This is a genomic window from Planktothrix paucivesiculata PCC 9631 (assembly GCF_900009265.2).
Lineage (GTDB): Bacteria > Cyanobacteriota > Cyanobacteriia > Cyanobacteriales > Microcoleaceae > Planktothrix > Planktothrix paucivesiculata.
In genome coordinates, this window is the sequence record NZ_LR735001.1 from 48295 (window position 1) to 66024 (window position 17730).

At 41.9% G+C, this 17730-nt stretch carries 16 protein-coding genes; 6 read left to right on the forward strand and 10 right to left on the reverse strand.

The features are described from left to right. Nucleotides 1-41: 41 nt before the first annotated feature. The 4 genes from PL9631_RS04550 to PL9631_RS04565 form a co-directional block, all read right to left on the reverse strand. Nucleotides 42-1526, reverse strand: a complete 1485-nt coding sequence (locus PL9631_RS04550; protein WP_083617505.1) for a hypothetical protein — start codon at nt 1524-1526, stop codon at nt 42-44. Beyond that, a complete protein-coding gene (locus PL9631_RS04555) occupies nt 1523-2044 on the reverse strand; it encodes a hypothetical protein (RefSeq protein ID WP_083617507.1) in 522 nt (173 codons plus the stop codon). Before PL9631_RS04555 ends, PL9631_RS04550 begins: the two co-directional genes overlap by 4 nt. 75 nt (nt 2045-2119) lie before the next feature. Beyond that, complete coding sequence (locus tag PL9631_RS04560; protein ID WP_083617509.1) at nt 2120-2473, reverse strand: hypothetical protein; 354 nt, start codon at nt 2471-2473, stop codon at nt 2120-2122. A 119-nt stretch (nt 2474-2592) separates the two neighbouring features. Next, nucleotides 2593-5736 carry an nSTAND1 domain-containing NTPase gene (locus tag PL9631_RS04565; protein WP_083617511.1) on the reverse strand — a complete coding sequence of 1048 codons (3144 nt, stop codon included), beginning with the start codon at nt 5734-5736 and terminating at the stop codon, nt 2593-2595. Nucleotides 5737-6172: 436 nt separating this feature from the next. Between PL9631_RS04565 and PL9631_RS04570 the strand changes: the two genes are divergently transcribed. From PL9631_RS04570 to PL9631_RS04580, 3 genes are all read left to right on the forward strand, one after another. Further along, nucleotides 6173-6406, forward strand: a complete 234-nt coding sequence (locus PL9631_RS04570; protein ID WP_083617513.1) for a hypothetical protein — start codon at nt 6173-6175, stop codon at nt 6404-6406. After that, the gene (locus tag PL9631_RS04575; protein WP_083617514.1) at nt 6399-6812 is read left to right on the forward strand and encodes a type II toxin-antitoxin system VapC family toxin; all 414 of its coding nucleotides are present in this window, start codon (nt 6399-6401) and stop codon (nt 6810-6812) included. Before PL9631_RS04570 ends, PL9631_RS04575 begins: the two co-directional genes overlap by 8 nt. Nucleotides 6813-6877: 65 nt before the next feature. Next, nucleotides 6878-7051 carry a 2-oxoisovalerate dehydrogenase E1 subunit beta gene (locus PL9631_RS04580; RefSeq protein WP_083617515.1) on the forward strand — a complete coding sequence of 58 codons (174 nt, stop codon included), beginning with the start codon at nt 6878-6880 and terminating at the stop codon, nt 7049-7051. A 142-nt stretch (nt 7052-7193) separates the two neighbouring features. On the opposite strand, the gene PL9631_RS04585 is transcribed toward PL9631_RS04580, so the two are convergent. From PL9631_RS04585 to PL9631_RS04610, 6 genes are all read right to left on the reverse strand, one after another. Continuing rightward, nucleotides 7194-7958, reverse strand: coding sequence for a carbon dioxide-concentrating mechanism protein (locus PL9631_RS04585; protein ID WP_083617517.1), 765 nt, complete (start codon nt 7956-7958; stop codon nt 7194-7196). Between the two features lie 281 nt (nt 7959-8239). Next, nucleotides 8240-8959, reverse strand: a complete 720-nt coding sequence (locus PL9631_RS04590) for an LbetaH domain-containing protein (protein ID WP_083617518.1) — start codon at nt 8957-8959, stop codon at nt 8240-8242. Between the two features lie 57 nt (nt 8960-9016). Further along, complete coding sequence (locus tag PL9631_RS04595) at nt 9017-10963, reverse strand: ribulose bisphosphate carboxylase small subunit (protein WP_083617520.1); 1947 nt, start codon at nt 10961-10963, stop codon at nt 9017-9019. A 252-nt stretch (nt 10964-11215) separates the two neighbouring features. After that, nucleotides 11216-11518 carry a EutN/CcmL family microcompartment protein gene (locus PL9631_RS04600; protein WP_083617522.1) on the reverse strand — a complete coding sequence of 101 codons (303 nt, stop codon included), beginning with the start codon at nt 11516-11518 and terminating at the stop codon, nt 11216-11218. Nucleotides 11519-11615: 97 nt separating this feature from the next. Beyond that, nucleotides 11616-11957, reverse strand: a complete 342-nt coding sequence (locus PL9631_RS04605) for a carbon dioxide-concentrating mechanism protein CcmK (RefSeq protein ID WP_083617525.1) — start codon at nt 11955-11957, stop codon at nt 11616-11618. Between the two features lie 161 nt (nt 11958-12118). After that, nucleotides 12119-12430: a carbon dioxide-concentrating mechanism protein CcmK gene (locus PL9631_RS04610; RefSeq protein WP_083617527.1), complete on the reverse strand. Its 312-nt coding sequence runs from the start codon at nt 12428-12430 to the stop codon at nt 12119-12121. A gap of 558 nt (nt 12431-12988) precedes the next feature. Between PL9631_RS04610 and PL9631_RS04615 the strand changes: the two genes are divergently transcribed. The 3 genes from PL9631_RS04615 to PL9631_RS04625 all read left to right on the forward strand — a co-directional run bounded on the left by PL9631_RS04615 (nt 12989) and on the right by PL9631_RS04625 (nt 17703). After that, on the forward strand, nt 12989-14860 hold the full coding sequence (locus PL9631_RS04615; protein ID WP_083617528.1) for an NAD(P)H-quinone oxidoreductase subunit F: 1872 nt from the start codon (nt 12989-12991) through the stop codon (nt 14858-14860). Between the two features lie 74 nt (nt 14861-14934). Further along, nucleotides 14935-16437, forward strand: a complete 1503-nt coding sequence (locus PL9631_RS04620; RefSeq protein WP_083617530.1) for an NADH-quinone oxidoreductase subunit M — start codon at nt 14935-14937, stop codon at nt 16435-16437. A 120-nt stretch (nt 16438-16557) separates the two neighbouring features. Then, complete coding sequence (locus PL9631_RS04625; protein WP_231516642.1) at nt 16558-17703, forward strand: CO2 hydration protein; 1146 nt, start codon at nt 16558-16560, stop codon at nt 17701-17703. The last annotated feature ends 27 nt before the right edge of the window (nt 17704-17730 follow it).

Here is a 17730-nt window from a genome sequence, read left to right on the forward strand (position 1 = left end):
AAGATATTCACTCAGATGAGTTTATTAACCTGTTCAATAGCTTATTTCTTCTTAACATGATTCCCTAATCCCAGCAACCCGATAACTAACCCCGTTAACCCCGCTACGATCAAGCCTATGATCAGGCTCAAAACCAGTGAAATAGAGGGCATTAACCAAGATTCTGGAATTGTCAAACTCCTCAAAACTTGCCCTAAATTCTGCTCTACAGTCGCTTTTACTTCCCCTGAATTGATAATAGTAGCAGGTTCAACAACATAGGGGAATTGTCCAGAAATTGAAGCCGTTACAGAAGCCGCAGCTAAACCCGCACCCACAATACCCAGTGTATTTTGAAATGTGCGATCGCTCTTTGCTTCTCTGACTTGCAAGTTAACTCGAATTAAGTTGACTGCAACTTCTAGCATCTTTAACCCCGCACTCAGATTTTCCGAGTCTTTATTAACTTGTTTTAAGTATTTATTTCGAGCGTAGGAATGAAACTGCTCTAAGCATTTTACTTCATATTCTGGGTTTTTTTCACATACTTTAGCAACTAATTCTTTAAGCTGTTGGCGGTAGCTATCCAGATTAACTTCAATCGTACTTCTCTGAAATTCTAAATAACTGAGATTGATGGCATAATCAGAAAATAGATTATCAGCATCACTGACTTTTTGACTAAGTTCGTTCAGATTAAATCCTTCGTATCCTTGAGTTTTAAACTCTTTGACGTAATTTTGAACCTCTACAAATTCAGCTTCTAACTGTCGTTTAACGAGCCGACTTTGTACATAAGCCCAAAGAATTTTATGGCGATGGCAAAACAATTGCATCCAGTGATCAATTAATTCTGCTGCATTTTCTATTGCCTTTAAGTCGGGATATAATATAATGATTACATGAGGATTTTTTTGCTGTAAATCATCGAGTGCTTTTTGAGGAGTATCGTTTAAATTATGGGGATTCCATTCAAAGAATCTTCCCCCTAATAACTTTCCCTCACCTTGGGGTTTTCCTTGAGAATCTGCTTCTTTTTCTACTAGCAAATTATAACATTTTTGAGCCAAGTTTTCAACATCTTCTATTTTAATAGTTGAGGGGATTTGACCACTAATTAACCAAGTTTGCCCTAAGCTACCCCCTTGATTTTTGATAACCTGATTAACTATAATTTTTTTAAGCGTTGTTATTTCTTGAATAGAAGTATTAGAAGTGCGATCGCTCACCGAACAGTCAACCATCAGCGCATCAGTATCACTCAGTTGCACCGGATAGTAATATCCTTCATATTTAGCTTTATATTCAGACGGAAGGTTGAGCGGTTCTATAAATTCGCATTCTTCTGTTAATAACCGTACAAATTCTGTTTCCCACTCCATTTTTTCATGCGGGGGAGATGCCTTAATCTTGTTTTGTAAAGAGGGAGGCAATTTATTTAAAGATACTAGCTCATTCTCTTTCCGAGTAGCCAAATCCTGCCCTAGTCCCTGACGCAAATCGTAGAGATAGAGGTCAATTGTGGGGTAAATCAGATGATCTTTCATATTAGAGGAAGTAATGTTGGTGGTTGAGTATCTGAATCAGTAGAAGATTGTGACAACTTTTCTAATAGACGCTGAAACAGACTTTTGCTAACTTCCGGCGGATTATCGCTTTTGAGAATCGGAACAACAATATCATTAATAATTGTGAGACTTGGAGAGCGTTGTGATTTTTTAGGTTTGACACCTCGCCTTTCTATTTGGCTGGATTCATTACCAGTCTGAAGTGCCTCTAACACTTCTTCTGAAGTTGGCAAGTAATCTAAATTTTCACTATTTTCTGTTGCTAGAAAACTAATTAATGCTGTTTGATACTTGGTAAAACTTTCATTTAATTTAGGGTTTGAGTCAATCACAGACATTAACTTAGCGTGGGTTTTGTCCCTCATTTCAGGATTGAGTTGAAGCTGTTCTCCTATTGTAAAAAGTTCCTCTTGCTGGTCAGAGTTAAGGGTGACATCTGGATCTCTAATTGCCAGAAGCAGGGCCAGGAGAGTAGGGAGAGCAGGTGGTTGGCTCATGATGGGAGTAAAGTCAGTTAGAATTGCTCTTAATTATAGTAGAATCAGACGCGATCGCATTCTTGTTATTATTTATCATTGTTTTACAAGAGCCGATGTCCGAAATGTAGCCGCTTTAAGTTCGGCTTCGACAAGAGTTTCTAATTCTGCTTGTTGTTTGGAAGAAAGGGTTTGTCCGCGATCGCGTGCGGCACGCCACAAATTCATTAATTCCGATAATTGTTTTTGTTGTTCGGCAGTAAACAATTCATCGGGGTTAAATCTTTGAATAATTAGTAAGGCACTGAAGTTTGTTTCGCCTAATAAAGTAGTCAAACCATCTAAAGATTGACCCGCAGTTGTGCCAACAGACTGTTGATCTCCGGCAATAGCGCGATAAGATTTCTCACCGTTGGTATTAAATACAGGCACGATCGCAACTGTAGTCATATCTGGTTCAAAGTTAGTTAATTATTAATTATAACCTTTCTTTTATCCGATGCTGATTCTGAGCAGAAGAGCGCGATCGCGTTTCGGAAAAAGGATCAAGGGCGATCGCGTTCTCTGAATCATAAAAAAGCGGGATCACCATCCGCTGCTAATATTGGAATGAGCGTAAGAATGTCACCTGACTGTACACCCGCATCTTTAAGAGTCATAAAACCATTTAAAGGGATATTAGTGCGCTTTAAAACTATACAGTCAAGGAGATCGCGTGAAAGATTAAAATGATCTGATGCTGATAGCATCAAATCTTCTACTATAAAATTAATAGGCACATCTGTTTCAGCTTTTCTTAACCCATCATAAGTCATCACTGTGATGGTAATTTGTTCAATTGTAGGATAATGTAAAATTTCAGGCTCAAATTGCTCATGGGAATCAATCTGGATTCCGCCACCCCCTCCTACGATTCGACTGAGAATAAGAACGTCACCTGACAGTACACCGAGAGCTTTAAAAGTCATTGAAGGAGAAAGTATTAAATTATTATACTCCAAAATTAAATGACACGGTACACCCTCTAAATTTGCTACTTCTTGCGCCGCTGATATAAATTCTGAAACTATCATATCAGCCGGGATATCAACAGTTTTTCTAAAACAACCGTCTATTCTTTTAACAGTAACATCAATAAAGTCATTGCCAGGTATAAAATTGCGTTTATTAGAATAAATCCTTTGCTCTATTTGGGCGATATCTTCCTGATCAATTCTTAAAATATTTTGCAATAATTGAAATTCTTTTTGAGTTGTCATAAGCAGAGGAAACTCCTGTGAAACAACCTGTAAAATGGCTCTTTGATACTGAAGTATTTTAGATTCGTAATTTCTGTCAGAATTCAAAACTTCTGATTCTATGCTATCTGAATCCCAAAGTAAAAGTCCCAGTCGAAATCTTGGGACATCCAAAATTGAAGAACGAACAGTAGTAATTAAACCTAAATGAGCGACTTCCTCAACAATTCTCCAGTATTTTAGCTTTCTTACATAGAAAGGTTTTTCTAGCTCGGAATAGTCTATATTAAACAATAAGTCCTGAATAGTTTCGCTGACTTCAATAAATTGCTCACAAAGAGAAGAAAGAGGAAGCCTCCACAAAAAATTATTAGCTCTTTCTAACTTCCGCCCCAACCAGAATAAAGATAAGTCTTCAGTACGGCAATCATTACTTTCCCATTCCTTCGCTGCTTTCTCTATATCTCGTTTAACTTTAATCGCTTCTCTCTCCGCATTCACCCACTCGCACAACTTATCCCAATGTCTAATCAACGCTTCATGGGCAATATCAACCACTGGCACTCCATTTTCTTCACTGGTAACAATTAACCGGGCTTTTTCATCATTTAAAATCCCGATCACCTCCTCAACCAGATCCTCTGAATATTCCCCCCTTCCCAAAGTTTCTACTAATTGATATTTCGTGACTTGGCGACGAGTATCCTCCGTATCTTCTCCCAACTGTGTTAACTCGATAAAAATCCACCTGGCTATCTCCTTTTGCGCTGTCGATAAGTTCTTAAAAACTTTATTAGCTTGTTCTTCTAGCGTTCCCTTTAAACCCCCTAATTCGTTATAAGAATTAAGAGTAAGCTGATTAGATAATCCTGGTTTTCCCTGTTGCCATTGTTGATGCCACTGCTGCCAGAGTGCTGTAAGAGAAAATTGCAATAGTGGCAAACTACCCGCAGAATCTTTCACATCTACAATCATCTGGGTGACTAACCGACGTTCTACTTCTAAACCTACCTGCTTTGCTGGTTCACAAATCGCCTCATCTAACTCCTCAAAAGTCATCGGTGTAACTGTTACCAAATGCTCTTGAATCTTTTTGGCAAGTCCGGCATATTCCTGTTCGGCACACTTACCCAAGAAATCTGCCCGCATGGTAATAACAACACAAAGTTTATTTTCAGTGCTATCTAAGGCTCCTAATAAACACTCAAAAAACTGTTGACGTTCTGCCTCTTGTTTCGCAGTTCCTTGACACAGAGTAAACGCTTCTTCAAATTGGTCGATTACCAAAAATACCCGTTCTGCTTCAACATCTGCTACAAACTCTTGTAGTGCTACAGCCCCATTTTGATTGAGTGCATCCTTAAGCCAACGTAAGGCAGTTTTATTGCCTTCGGCAAAGGCTTCTGCTAAACTTTGCAGTGGATATTCTCCGGGTCGAATCACGGGCAAGATTTTCCATTGTTTGCTCTGTAAAAGTCGCTGTCCTAATTTTAATTGATAAAGCAATCCCGCCCTCACAACAGAAGATTTACCGCTTCCCGAAGGGCCGAGAACTGCTAAAAAATTCCCGGTTCTTACTTTTTCAATTAACTCGCCAGTTAATGCCGTGCGACCGTAAAAATACTTAGGATCAGTATCGTTAAAATCAAACGCTTGCAAACCTTTGTAGGGACAAATATCAGGTTGTTGGTTACTAACTGCTTCTATATTATCAATTTTTACTCCCTGGATGAGTTGAATTGCTCCGCCAGAATTGTTAAAAACTGGACGCTGAGGAAAGTTTCGCCAGTATTCATTCGTTTGTATTTGTTGGTTAACGAAATCTGCTAAAAAAAGGTTGTTTATCCACTTACCAACTTGACGCGGCTGCGGATCGAGTCCTTGTAAAAGAAGGCTAGTTAGTACGCCATGTTTGCCAGTGGCGTAAGCAGTTTCCGAAGCACTACAGGCAGCAATAAAACAGCGATCGCGCACCTTGCCTGCATTTCCTGGATCGGCTTTATTTAATACGTCGATAAATTGGCCGCCATGACAACAATCCAGCCAGATAATCTGCTGTTTAACATCACTTTCTAGTAAAATATCTCGCAGTGAATTTAAAGCCAAACCATATAATTCTTGCTCAGGATTAGTATCACTGCTAGCTAAAAATCCTTCTTTTAAACCTCTCGGTTTTCGCAAACCGTGTCCAGCAAAAAACAGCAAGGCTGTATCAGGGCAATCTTTTTCTCCTATGGCGAACAGTTGGAGAATTTCTTCTTCTAATACCTTAATATTAACTATTTCTTCTACAGAACCAGGTTTAGGATTTACCTTGAATTTCTGATCAGCAACACCAGCAGGTAATCGGCGTACCTTAAAACCGCCGTAGGTTTCGAGAAGATGGGCGATCGCCTCCGCATCGAAAGCCGGTCTTTTCAAATTTTCCAGATCAGGATATCGGTTAATGCCGACTACCAACGCCTGTCGGTTCATGTATGATTAAAGCTACTCAGGCTGAAAGATTTTGATATCAAGTATACCCTAAACCATCCCTAGATAAAATAATCAACCTTAAGTACCAGATTTGAGAGGAGAAACCCAGTTTCTCTACAAGATTGTCGGTGGTAAACAATAAATTTACGCAGAAACCCGGTTTCTATATCGCTTGTGGGTTGTCGAGAATTATCGAGTCGAGTTAGTTTGATTAATTGCTAAATTTCAATCGTTTAATCGTTGCTTTTCATGCCTTGAGTGATAGAATTAAGGAAACTGCGATCATCCTGCACCTAAAGGTTATTTAAGCCATGACGGAAATCATTTTCCTAGTAGAATCTGATGTTGAAGGGGGGTATATTGCCCAGGAATTAAAATGCTATGATGGGATTAATCTAAATCAGCAAAAAACTTGCTTGAGAGCATTTTAATCATTATGATTCAAGAAATCAATGCCATATTTGATGGTAAATCTCTGCAACTGGAATCTCCCTTAAACCTAGATATCGGTACAAGGGTTAAAATTATTGTTGAAACAATATTACCCCAAAAACAGCCCCCTAAAACATTTCTTGAAACCGCTCAGTCCCTACAGCTACAAGGCAATCCAGATTGGTCTGAGAAAATTGATCAGTATTTATATGGGGAAACTGTTTCTGATCATGAATGAAGTTTTTTTAGATACTTCCTTTGCCATCGCGCTTTCTTCAATTACAGATCAAAATCATGCACGGGCTGTTCAATTGGCTGATCAACTGCAAGCTAGTCAAGCCCGTTTAGTCACTACTCAAGCTATTTTACTAGAAATTGGTAATGCACTTTCTAAATCTAAATACCGAATGGGTGCCATCCAACTGTTAGAATCCCTCGAAGCCGATCCCCATGTGGAAATTGTATTGTTGACCAATGATTTGTATATGGCTGGATTCGATTTGTTTAAACAGCGCAAAGATAAAGAATGGGGTTTAGTAGATTGTCTGTCATTTATCGTCATGCGGAATCGAGGAATTACTGATGCTCTAACTGCTGATACTCATTTCCAGCAAGCCGGATTTCGAGCATTACTAAAAAACTAGATCATGCCTTGAGTGATAGAATTAGGGAAACTGCGATCATCCTGCACCTAAAGGTTATTTAAGCCATGACGGAAATCATTTTCCTAGTAGAATCTGATATTGAAGGGGGTTATATTGCCCAGGAATTAGGGGAATCAATTATTACCAAAGCTGATGATTTAGAAATCTTAAAACAAGAAATAAAAGATGCTGTTCACTGTCATTTTCCTGATCAAATATTACGTCCTAAAATAATTTAACTGCATATTGTTCAGTAAAAGGTAATTGCTTCGTGAAATTACCTAGAGATTGATCAAGGTCAAGATTTAGTAAAAGCCCTCAGAAGGTTGGGTTATGAAGTTAGCCATCAAACCGAAAGCTATATTCGATTTACCAAGATAGTCACAGATATTCTTCTTGAGCCGGAGTCGGTAACTTTTGGAAATCGGGGATTTCTACCAGTTCTTTCTCCTGTTCCTTCACACTAATTGGTACTCTCAAAGGTTGACGCTGTTCTAGCCAACAACTGGCTAAAGGTAAGGTTTGATCCAAATCTTCCAAAGGTCGAGGAATCACCATTACAGCGTTTAATTCCCCAATCCGTTCAGCTTCAAACATTCCCGCCTCTATCGCCATCGCCACATCGGACACCGGGCCCCGAATAATCACCGTACACAACCCCGCCCCAATCCGTTCATAAGACATCAAACTCACATCCGCCGCCTTTAACATGGCATCCGCCGCCCCCACCATCGCCGGAAATCCCCTAGTTTCAAGTAACCCCACGGCCTGATTACTTAAACGATGACCCGCCCCATTGGTTAGATTAGATAAACGGGAACTAATCGGAAGCACCAGTTCTAAATTTGGAAAGGGTCGAGGAATTACTAAGCTAGAAATAAATTGACCAAACTGTTTAGCCGTTTGCGCTCCGGTTTCCACCGCCAAACGCACTTCGGAAATTTTCCCCCGGACAATTGCTGTGCAGTGTCCCCCACCAATTTTTTCATAGCCCACTAAATGAACCCCGGCGGACTTTAACATCATATCCGCCGTTCCCACAATTGCCGGGAAGCTCTGGGTGGAAACTAAACCCAAAGCCATATCTCTAAAATCGGTCTGGTTTGACCGTTCAGAAGGGCCGGAATTTCGTCTGTTTGCGTCCATTTTTAATCATTCCGATAGATCGGATGTGGCGTATGGGTTATGGGTAATTACGAATTACGAATTACGAATTACGAATTACGAATTACGAATTGGTTTTGGGTAATGGGTAATGGGTAATGGGTAATGGGTAATAGGTAATAGTTAATAGGTAATGGTTGACTTTCCCTACCTCCCCTGCCTCCCCTGCCTCCCCTGCCTCCCCTGCCTCCCCTGCGGCCACTGAGCCTGTCGAAGTGCCCCCTGCTCCCCCTGCCTCCCCTACTCCCCTACTCCCCTGTAATTCAACTCTGGGATTGATTGAAGGCTTTGCGATGGGGAAGCAAGGTATCTAATAAATGACTCAGATGTTCTTTTCCATAGATGACCGGAGGAAGGGGCCCAGATGACAGTTCCGAGGATGCTGGGGACTGGGGAACCAGAGCCGTTTCCTCCGATTTTTCTGGGTTAGAGGGGACAACCGTTTCCGGTTCAGCAGGACTGGGCGGAATATCCGACGGTTGAGCCGGGATCTCGTCCAATACCGGGGTAATCTCTGGTACAGAGGTAGGGGATACCCAGTCTAAAACTGGAGCAGGCTCCTCAAACCAGGGAGACATGATCGCGGGTTCAGGAGCAGATTGCACTGGCGGAGATACCTGTTGGGGTTCTAATACACGAGAGCGATCCCCAATTAAAGATCCCGCGGCAACAACTTGTTGAGATGCAATAGAACTCTCCAAGATCGTTGTCTCTGAACCAATACAGGCATTTTCCCCCAGGGTTCCCGCCCCCAGAATCAACACCCCCGAACCCAAGACTACACCTGTCTCTATCTCTAGGATACCTTGGTAAACCTGAATAATCACCCCCCGACCGATACAAACCCCCGCAGCGATCCGAAGCTGACCATCGGCTGCCGCTTGTAGGATCACCCCGGGTGCTAGGGTAGCCCCGGGATCAATTGTGACATCGCCACTCACATAAACATCTGGGTTTAGGAGTTGCGGTGGCGATATGTTCATCTTTACTCGAACCTCTAGCGTTGCGTTTTAATTCTCAATCCCCTTTATAGAGGAATGTTAGGGACGTTGGATAATTTCCTCCAGTACCCGACGCTTGGCTTTTGAGTCAATCCCGATTAACCGGACATATTCACCTTGATGTTCGTTCAAGCAACCGTCTAAAGCTGCCATCACTTCGGAGATATTGTTAGATTGAATCGGAGCACAACTGTTCCAAGATCCGGTACGGAAGCGACGAGCATCCGCGTGTTCTGTGCCAACTTTGTAGCCTTTGGCTAATAGACCCCGAACGTGATCCGCAACGCTATTATCTAGTTTGCCACTGCTGACCGTTGCCGGACTAGGACGACTGGTGGAAGCCGGAGCCGAAGCCGAAGCCGTTGGCGCTACTTTGCCATCGGGACGCTGAATAATTTCTTCCAGGACACGGCGTTTGTTTTTGGGGTCAATTCCAATTAAACGCACATATTCCCCTTGATGCTCACTGGCGATCGCATCTAATTTAGAAAGAATCTCTGCTACTCCTGATCCCGATAGGCTGGGGCCACTGCGCCAAGATCCCGTGCGGAAGCGACGAACATCGGCGTGTTCTGTGCCAACTTTGTAACCTTTAGCTAACAGATCGCCAATTTGTCCCCCGAGACCGGAAGTGGCAATACTGGCTGAACCCGAAGCAGTAGTCACCGCAGTGCTGACCTTAGCAGTGCCAGCTTTTGCGGCTACGCGGCCATCGGGACGCTGAATAATTTCTTCTAGGACACGGCGTTTGTTTTTGGGGTCAATTCCAATTAAACGCACGTATTCGCCCTGATGCTCACTGGCGATCGCATCTAATTTAGAAAGAATATCTCCTACCCCTGAGCCGGAAATGCTAGGGCCACTGCGCCAAGATCCGGTACGGAAACGACGAACATCAGCGTGTTCTGTGCCAATTTTGTAACCCTTGGCTAACAGATCGCCAATTTGTCCCCCGAGATCGGAACTAGCAACACGAGCCGAACCCGCAGGAGCAGCCACCGCAGCACTCCCTTTTCCATTACTGGATTTGGGAGCTACGCCACCATCGGGACGTTGAATAATTTCTTCCAGGACACGACGTTTGTTTTTGGAGTCAATGCCCAACAGACGGATATATTCTCCGCCATGATCTCTCAGGCAAGATTCTAAGGCTGCCACAACTTCCCCGGTGGTTTTAGCATTGATCGGAGCGCCACTGCGCCAAGATCCGGTGCGGAAGCGACGAACATCGGCGTGTTCTGTGCCAATTTTGTAACCTTTGGCTAACAGATCCCCGATTTGCTGCACAATTTCAGGGGCTAAATTAGAACTTCCACTATAGGCATAGGAGCGATCGCGACCACTACCATTACCACCCCCCGCCGATTCATTACGAATCGGGTTAATACAAGAGGAGTTTTCAGAACACTGATAACCCGCTTTCAGGGATTGATTAACCCCGATGACGTGGGTAGCAAAGCTCAGATCGGCATCCGTAACGTTCGGTAAGCGATCTGCCTGTTGTTGGTTAGTGATAATTGAACCGGAGGGAATATATTTTCCTGGGGGAATTTCCACGTCTTCAATTAAAACGTGCATCATCACAATGCAACCATTCCCGACTCTGGAATTAAATACCGTAGAACGGAATCCAATAAAACAATTATCTCCCACATAGGCTGGGCCATGAATTAGGGCCATGTGGGTGAGGGAACAATTCTTACCTACCCATACGGAGTAAGATTGACCATCATCCCCTTTAACACGGCCTTCTTCTAAGCCATGAATCACCACGCCATCTTGAATATTGCTATTTCCCCCGATGGCAAAGGGTGAACCTTCATCGGCTCGAATAGAAGTACCCGGGGCTACTAATACATGAGCACCAATCCGAACGTCACCAATAATATTAGAAAAAGAATGTACATAAGCCGTTGGGTCGATTTTCGGCTCTGCCAAGTTCTTCGACCAAGGGGTTGGAGGAGCCGCTAGGCCACGAACTGCCATATTTTAATTTCTCCTAACCGAATAGTTGTTTGTTGTTTGTTTTCAGTTGTTCGTTATTGCACCGGATCAAAAGGGATGATTAAGAAGTTGATTCAGTTAAATATTAAGAAGTTCTGAAGTTTTTAATTTCGGGTGCAGAATTTCAACTTTTTTTCAAAATTTGATTTATCCTATAAATAACACCTTTCCTAACTTTTTCCTTCTTAAAAATTCAAAGTTTTTCGCTTCTCAATAACTCCCACTTTTTTCCTGTTAATAATGATCTTTTTTGCTGTAAATCGTTCGATTTTCCGCATTGATGGTGTCGATGATTGCCACAACCGCCGCATCACTGGGTCGTTTTTCACTCCCTTCAACTTGACGGGCTGCACTGCCTCGACTCACGAGTACCCATTCACCGATTCCGGCTCCCACCACATCAATTGCTACCTCATACTCGTTGGAGATATCTTCTCCATTTTCATCAACAAATCGTAAAAGTAGAAACTTGGAACCCCTTAAACTAGGTTCTTTCTGATTGCCAACAACCGTGCCAATCACTTTGGCAATTTGCATAATGAGTCTGAGGAAGAATAAATGGGAATTTGGAGCGATTCATCCAAGGATAAAAGGATAAACGGTGAATTTACCGATGTTTAAAATCCTGTGGAAATTAGGGACGGTTTAAAGGACGAATCCCACTGAGGCTTTCGCGGAATTGTTCCACAGCTTCGGTATAGCGGATGGGTAAAACATATTCTAAGTTTTCGTGGGGACGAGCAATAATATGAGTGGATAAAACTTCTCCACCTTTGACTCGTTTGATCGACTCAACCCCTGCGGATACGGAAGCCTGCACTTCGGATACATCCCCCCGCACAATTACGGTGACACGGCCACTGCCGATTTTTTCGTAACCCACTAAGGTGACTCGAGCGGCTTTGACCATTGAATCTGCCGCTTCTACAACGGCAGGAAAGCCTAAAGTCTCGATCATGCCAACTGCAATCGCCATTAAATTTGACTCCTAAAATCAATCAAAACGCTTAGGGAATTCTACGGAATTCCGCCATAAAATAGAGATAATTACGCTCAAACTAAAATCGACTTTTGCGGTTGAAATTGCTGTGCGCGAACTTCTACGCTGGTCAATTCAAGGTTTTATTTTTTTAGTCCCTAGTAAGACCGGAACTGCTCCACCGCATCGGTATAGCGAATGGGAAGAACATATTCTAAGTTCTCATGGGGACGGGCAATAATATGGGTCGAAAGCACTTGACCACCGTTGACTCGTTTGATGGATTCAACTCCGGCTGCTACGGAGGCTTGCACTTCGGAAACATCGCCGCGGACAATTACGGTGACTCGGCCACTGCCAATTTTCTCATATCCAACTAAGGTAACCCGAGCGGCTTTCACCATTGAGTCTGCGGCTTCAACGACAGCCGGAAAACCCAGGGTTTCAATCATTCCCACAGCAATTGACATTCTTTAACTCCTAATCAATGAACAGAACAAACTACACTGTATTTATAAGCAATAAGCGACCTTCCAACAGATTCAACCGTCGGATTTGGGGCTACACTCAAGGTTGTAGTTCCCTTTTAAGTCTAATTTTAGGGCTTATTGATCCCTAGATTTGGCAATAGTTATATTTTCCTATTGCTTGCTTCCATGCCGTTAGGATGGAAACGGAGATCAGCAGATTACCTACAATTTCAATTTACAGAAATAGTAACGAACCTCCCTCTCTAAGAATAGGAGAAGGGTGACACTCTTGACAATATTAATCTGGATTATATTTTCTCATTTTTAATATTATTTTTGTTGATAATGAATTTTGATTAAGTTTTGTTAAGTTTTTTAAAGTAAAAAACGTGCCATAAAATACACAACTCTAATTAAAAGAGCTTTTAATCTATTTGGCTCTATTAATTAGTATGAAAAACCGCCAATCCCGGCTGAAACTCAACCCAAAGACCTATGAATCCGAAATTTTGATATAGTAAGCTCAGAATTCCTAAAAATTTTCTAATTTTAAGTTAAATGACAGATTTTCTCCTCCACACCAGTTGGTGGATACCTTTTTATGGCTTAATTGGGGCAATCTTGACCTTACCTTGGTCAATGGGATTGGTGCGACGCACAGGGCCAAGACCCGCGGCCTACTTTAATCTATTAATGACGGTTTTAGCCCTTGTCCATGGTTCGGTTGTTTTCCGCACTACCTGGGATGAACCGATTCAGCAAATCCTTTTCCATTGGGTACACACCAACAGCTTAGACCTGTCCTTTGCCCTGGAAATCTCCCCGGTGAGTTTAGGGGCCATGGAACTGATTACGGCCTTGAGTTTAGTGGCTCAATGCTACGCCCTGGGATACATGGAAAAAGACTGGGCGCTGGCTCGGTTTTTTGGCTTGATGGGATTCTTTGAGGCTGCTATTAGTGGGTTAGCCTTGAGTGATTCGTTATTACTAAGTTATATCCTCCTAGAATTATTAACCCTCTCTACCTATCTGCTGGTGGGCTTCTGGTATGCCCAACCCCTGGTAGTGACGGCGGCTCGGGATGCGTTTTTAACCAAACGGGTCGGAGATGTGTTGCTGTTGATGGGGGTCGTTTATCTCTCCACCCTGGCCGGAAGTTTGAGCTTTTCCGATTTGGAAGGATGGGCCGAAACCGCCACCTTAATGCCCTGGCAGGCGACCTTACTGGGTCTGGCCTTAATTTCTGGGCCGATTGGAAAATGCGCCCAATTTCCCTTAAATCTCTGGTTAGATGAGGCCATGGAAGGGCCTAACCCGGCTTCGATTATGCGAAATTCCGTGGTAGTGGCCAGTGGGGCCTATGTCTTAATTAAACTGCAACCGGTTTTGGTACTATCCCCCATAGCCTCCACAACCCTAGTGGTTTTGGGGACAATTACCGCCATTGGTGCTTCTCTGGTTTCTATTGCTCAAATTGATCTAAAACGGGCCTTATCCCATTCCACCAGTGCCTATTTAGGGTTGGTGTTTATTGCGGTAGGAGAAAGTCATGTTGATATTGCCCTACTATTATTATTCACCCATGCGATCGCCAAAGCCTTAATTTTCATGAGTGCGGGTTCGGTAATTCTAACCACCAATACTCAAGATTTAACGGAGATGGGGGGATTATGGTCAAAAATGCCCGCCACAACCATCGCTTTTATTGTGGGTGCAGGGGGTTTAGTGGCCTTAATGCCCTTGGGAACCTTTTGGACGATGCGCCGTTGGGTCGATGGATTTTGGACAATTCCTCTGTGGTTAGTTTTAGTCTTATTGCTGGTTAATTGTTTAACGGCCTTGAGTTTAACCCGGGTTTTCGGATTAGTTTTTGCTGGAAAACCCCAACAAAAAACCCGGCGAGCCCCCGAAGTTCCCTGGCCAATGGCTGTACCCCTGGTGAGCATGACCATTTTGACCCTGTTAGTTCCCCTGATGTTACAACAATGGCAATTATTACTCAGTTGGACTGCTCCCTTAGTGGAAGTTCCCCCCACGGGATTTGCTGAGATTGTGCGTCAAGCTACGGTTCCTTTACTGGTCATGTCAGGTATGATTGGGGTGACAATTGGCGCTGCTATTTATTTATATGGGATGGGTTCTAAGCCTTACAAATTACCCTGGAAAGGATTGCAAGATTTATTCGCTTACGATTTCTATATTGATCGAATTTACGATCTAACTGTGGTTTTATTTGTCAATCGAATTTCCGCTTTTAGTGCTTGGATTGATCGCTATATTATCGATGGCATTGTTAATGTTTTCGGTTTAGCCACTTTGTTTAGTGGAGAAGGCTTAAAATACAGTATTTCTGGACAATCTCAATTTTATCTCCTAACTATTGCTTTAGGAGTAGGAGTATTGGTGGGATTAATGCTGTGGCAATTTTAACTGTAGTAAGCCCGACCGGGCTTTCTTTATTTCTCTACGAAAGTTAACTATCAACTATCAATACCAACTTATTTATGCTTAGTGTATTAATTTGGCTTCCTTTATTTGGTGCGGCTATTATTGCCTTTTGGCCGAATTTATCTGGTAAAAGGGCTCGTCAATTGTCCTTAGTCATCACGGTCGGATTATTTTTATGGTCATTGGTTTTAGCGGGACTATTTGATCCAGATAATCCGGCTTTACAATTTAAAGAATTTATTCCTTGGATTAAACCCTTGGGGTTAAATTATACTTTAGGGGTTGATGGTTTATCCTTACCTTTAGTGATTTTAAATGGATTATTAATTACCATTGCGATCGCTATTACTGATTTATTTATCAGTCGTCATCAACTCTATTACGCCTCAATATTACTGATATCGGCAGGAATTTCAGGAACATTTTTATCCCAAAATTTATTATTGTTTCTGCTATTTTATGAAGTAGAATTGATCCCTTTGTATCTGTTAATTGCGATTTGGGGAGGCAAACGCAAAGGCTATGCAGCCACTAAATTTCTCCTGTATACAGCCGTTTCGGGATTTCTAGTTTTAGCGTCTTTTTTAGGAATTGTTTGGCTGACTCATACCGTTGATTTTGATTTAGATACCATTAGTGCTACGGCTTTAGGAGTCTCATCTTTACCCCTAAACACCCAACTGATTTTATTAGGCGGTCTGTTAATTGGATTTGGGATTAAAATTCCTCTGTTTCCCTTCCATACCTGGCTACCGGATGCCCACGTTGAAGCCTCAACCCCCGTTTCTGTGCTGTTGGCGGGGGTATTATTAAAGTTAGGAACCTATGGGTTATTACGGTTTGGTGTCGGCCTATTTCCTGATGCTTGGTCGGTAATTGCTCCCTGGGTAGCTAGTTGGGCAGTGGTGAGTGTGTTATATGGAGCTTTTTGTGCCATTTCTCAGAAAGATATGAAGAAAATGGTAGCCTATAGTTCTATTGCTCACATGGGCTATATTTTATTGGCTTTTGCTGCTGCTAACTCCACCAGTTTGTTAGGGGCTGTGATGCAAATGGTGAGTCATGGTTTAATCTCTGGATTAATGTTTTTAACCGTTGGCGTTGTATACCGAAAAGCGGGAAGTCGAGATTTAGATATTATTCAAGGGTTACTTAACCCAGAACGCGGTTTACCCCTAATTGGAACTATTATGATTATGGCGGTAATGGCGAGTGCGGGAATACCCGGTTTAGTGGGATTTGTGGCGGAATTTATCATATTTCGCGGCAGTATGGAAGTCTTCCCCGTCCAAACTTTATTGTGCATGATTGGAACTGGATTAACTTCAGTTTATTTCCTAATTATGATTAATAAAGCCTTCTTTGGTCGCCTCTCGGAATATGTGGTGAATTTGCCTTCTGTACAATGGCGCGATCGGATTCCTGCGATGATTTTAGCTTTAATTATTGTGATCCTAGGCATTCAACCTAACTTATTAGTGAGATTAACTGATGCTTCTACAACGGCTTTAGCCCATACTCAACCTTTATTTGCTCAACATCTGGCAGAAAAGGTTTAATTTTTTGATATAGCAAGTCTCAATTATTAGATTAATTCTTAGGCTTGTTATATCACTCTGAAATCCCTTTCTATTTTAATCAAAACTTTAAACAAAATGAACCTTACGGATTTTACTACTATGTCTAAACATCCTTTGTCTGAATATATTCATCGCCTAGAGTCCGGTGAAGCATTATTACCTGATTATCCCGAAAATTTGGTAGAAGTTGTGGGTATCTTGAAAAGTTATGGGATTGTTTTAGATGCCTATTCTAAGAATTTAATTTATATTGCCGATGAACAGTTTTTAGAATTATTTCCCTTTTTTAAATATTTCAATGGAGAGGTAAATATCAAAAAAATATTGCAATATTTGTGGCATGATCGGATTAATTTTGAATATGCCGAATATTGTATGAAAACAATGTTTTGGCATGGCGGCGGAAAATTAGATCAATATTTAGATTCTTCTAAATTTCTCCAATTAGCAGAAACCGCAATTCAAGCCAAAACTAAGGGAAATTTGATGATTCAAACCCTCCATCGTTTTTTCCCAGAATTTCTACCTGAACAAATTCGACAACTGGCTTATTATAGTGGATTAGGTCAGTTTTGGCGGGTGATGAGTGATATGTTTATTTCCCTTTCTGATCGTTATGATCAAGGGGAAATTAAATCTATTCCTGATGTAGTCAATCATATTTTATTGGCATTAGTAGAAGCGGCAAGTCAACCAATTACTTATAGCGTAAAAATCAATAATCAAGTTTATGATATCCTGCCAAAATCTGCCGGATTAACCTTTTTAATGGATACCGCAGTTCCCTATGTTGAAGCCGTGTTCTTTCGGGGAACTCCTTTTCCTGGAACAGTTTCTTATAATGCCCAAGCCCATCAAATTCCCACAGAACAAAAAGACTTTGCCTATGGTGCATTATACGCCGATCCCCTACCCATTGGTGGGTCAGGTATTCCCCCAACTCAATTAATGCAGGATATGCGTCATTTTCTTCCTGATTATTTACATAATATCTATCAAAATAGTTGTCGCGGAGAAGATGATTTACGGGTGCAAATTTGCCAAAGTTTTCAAAAGTCAATGTTCTGTGTAACGACGGCGGCAATTGTGGGATTAGCACCCCATTCTATTAATACTAATGATCCCGAACAAAAACAAGCTAATCGGATCTATTTTGAAAATTGGATGGATCGATTTTTAAACTCCCGTTTAGGGGAAGTGAATCAACCTACATTCAGGGAATGTAAGCTATTTCCAGAACGTTAAAAGACACTTTAAAAGAGCGAGGATTGT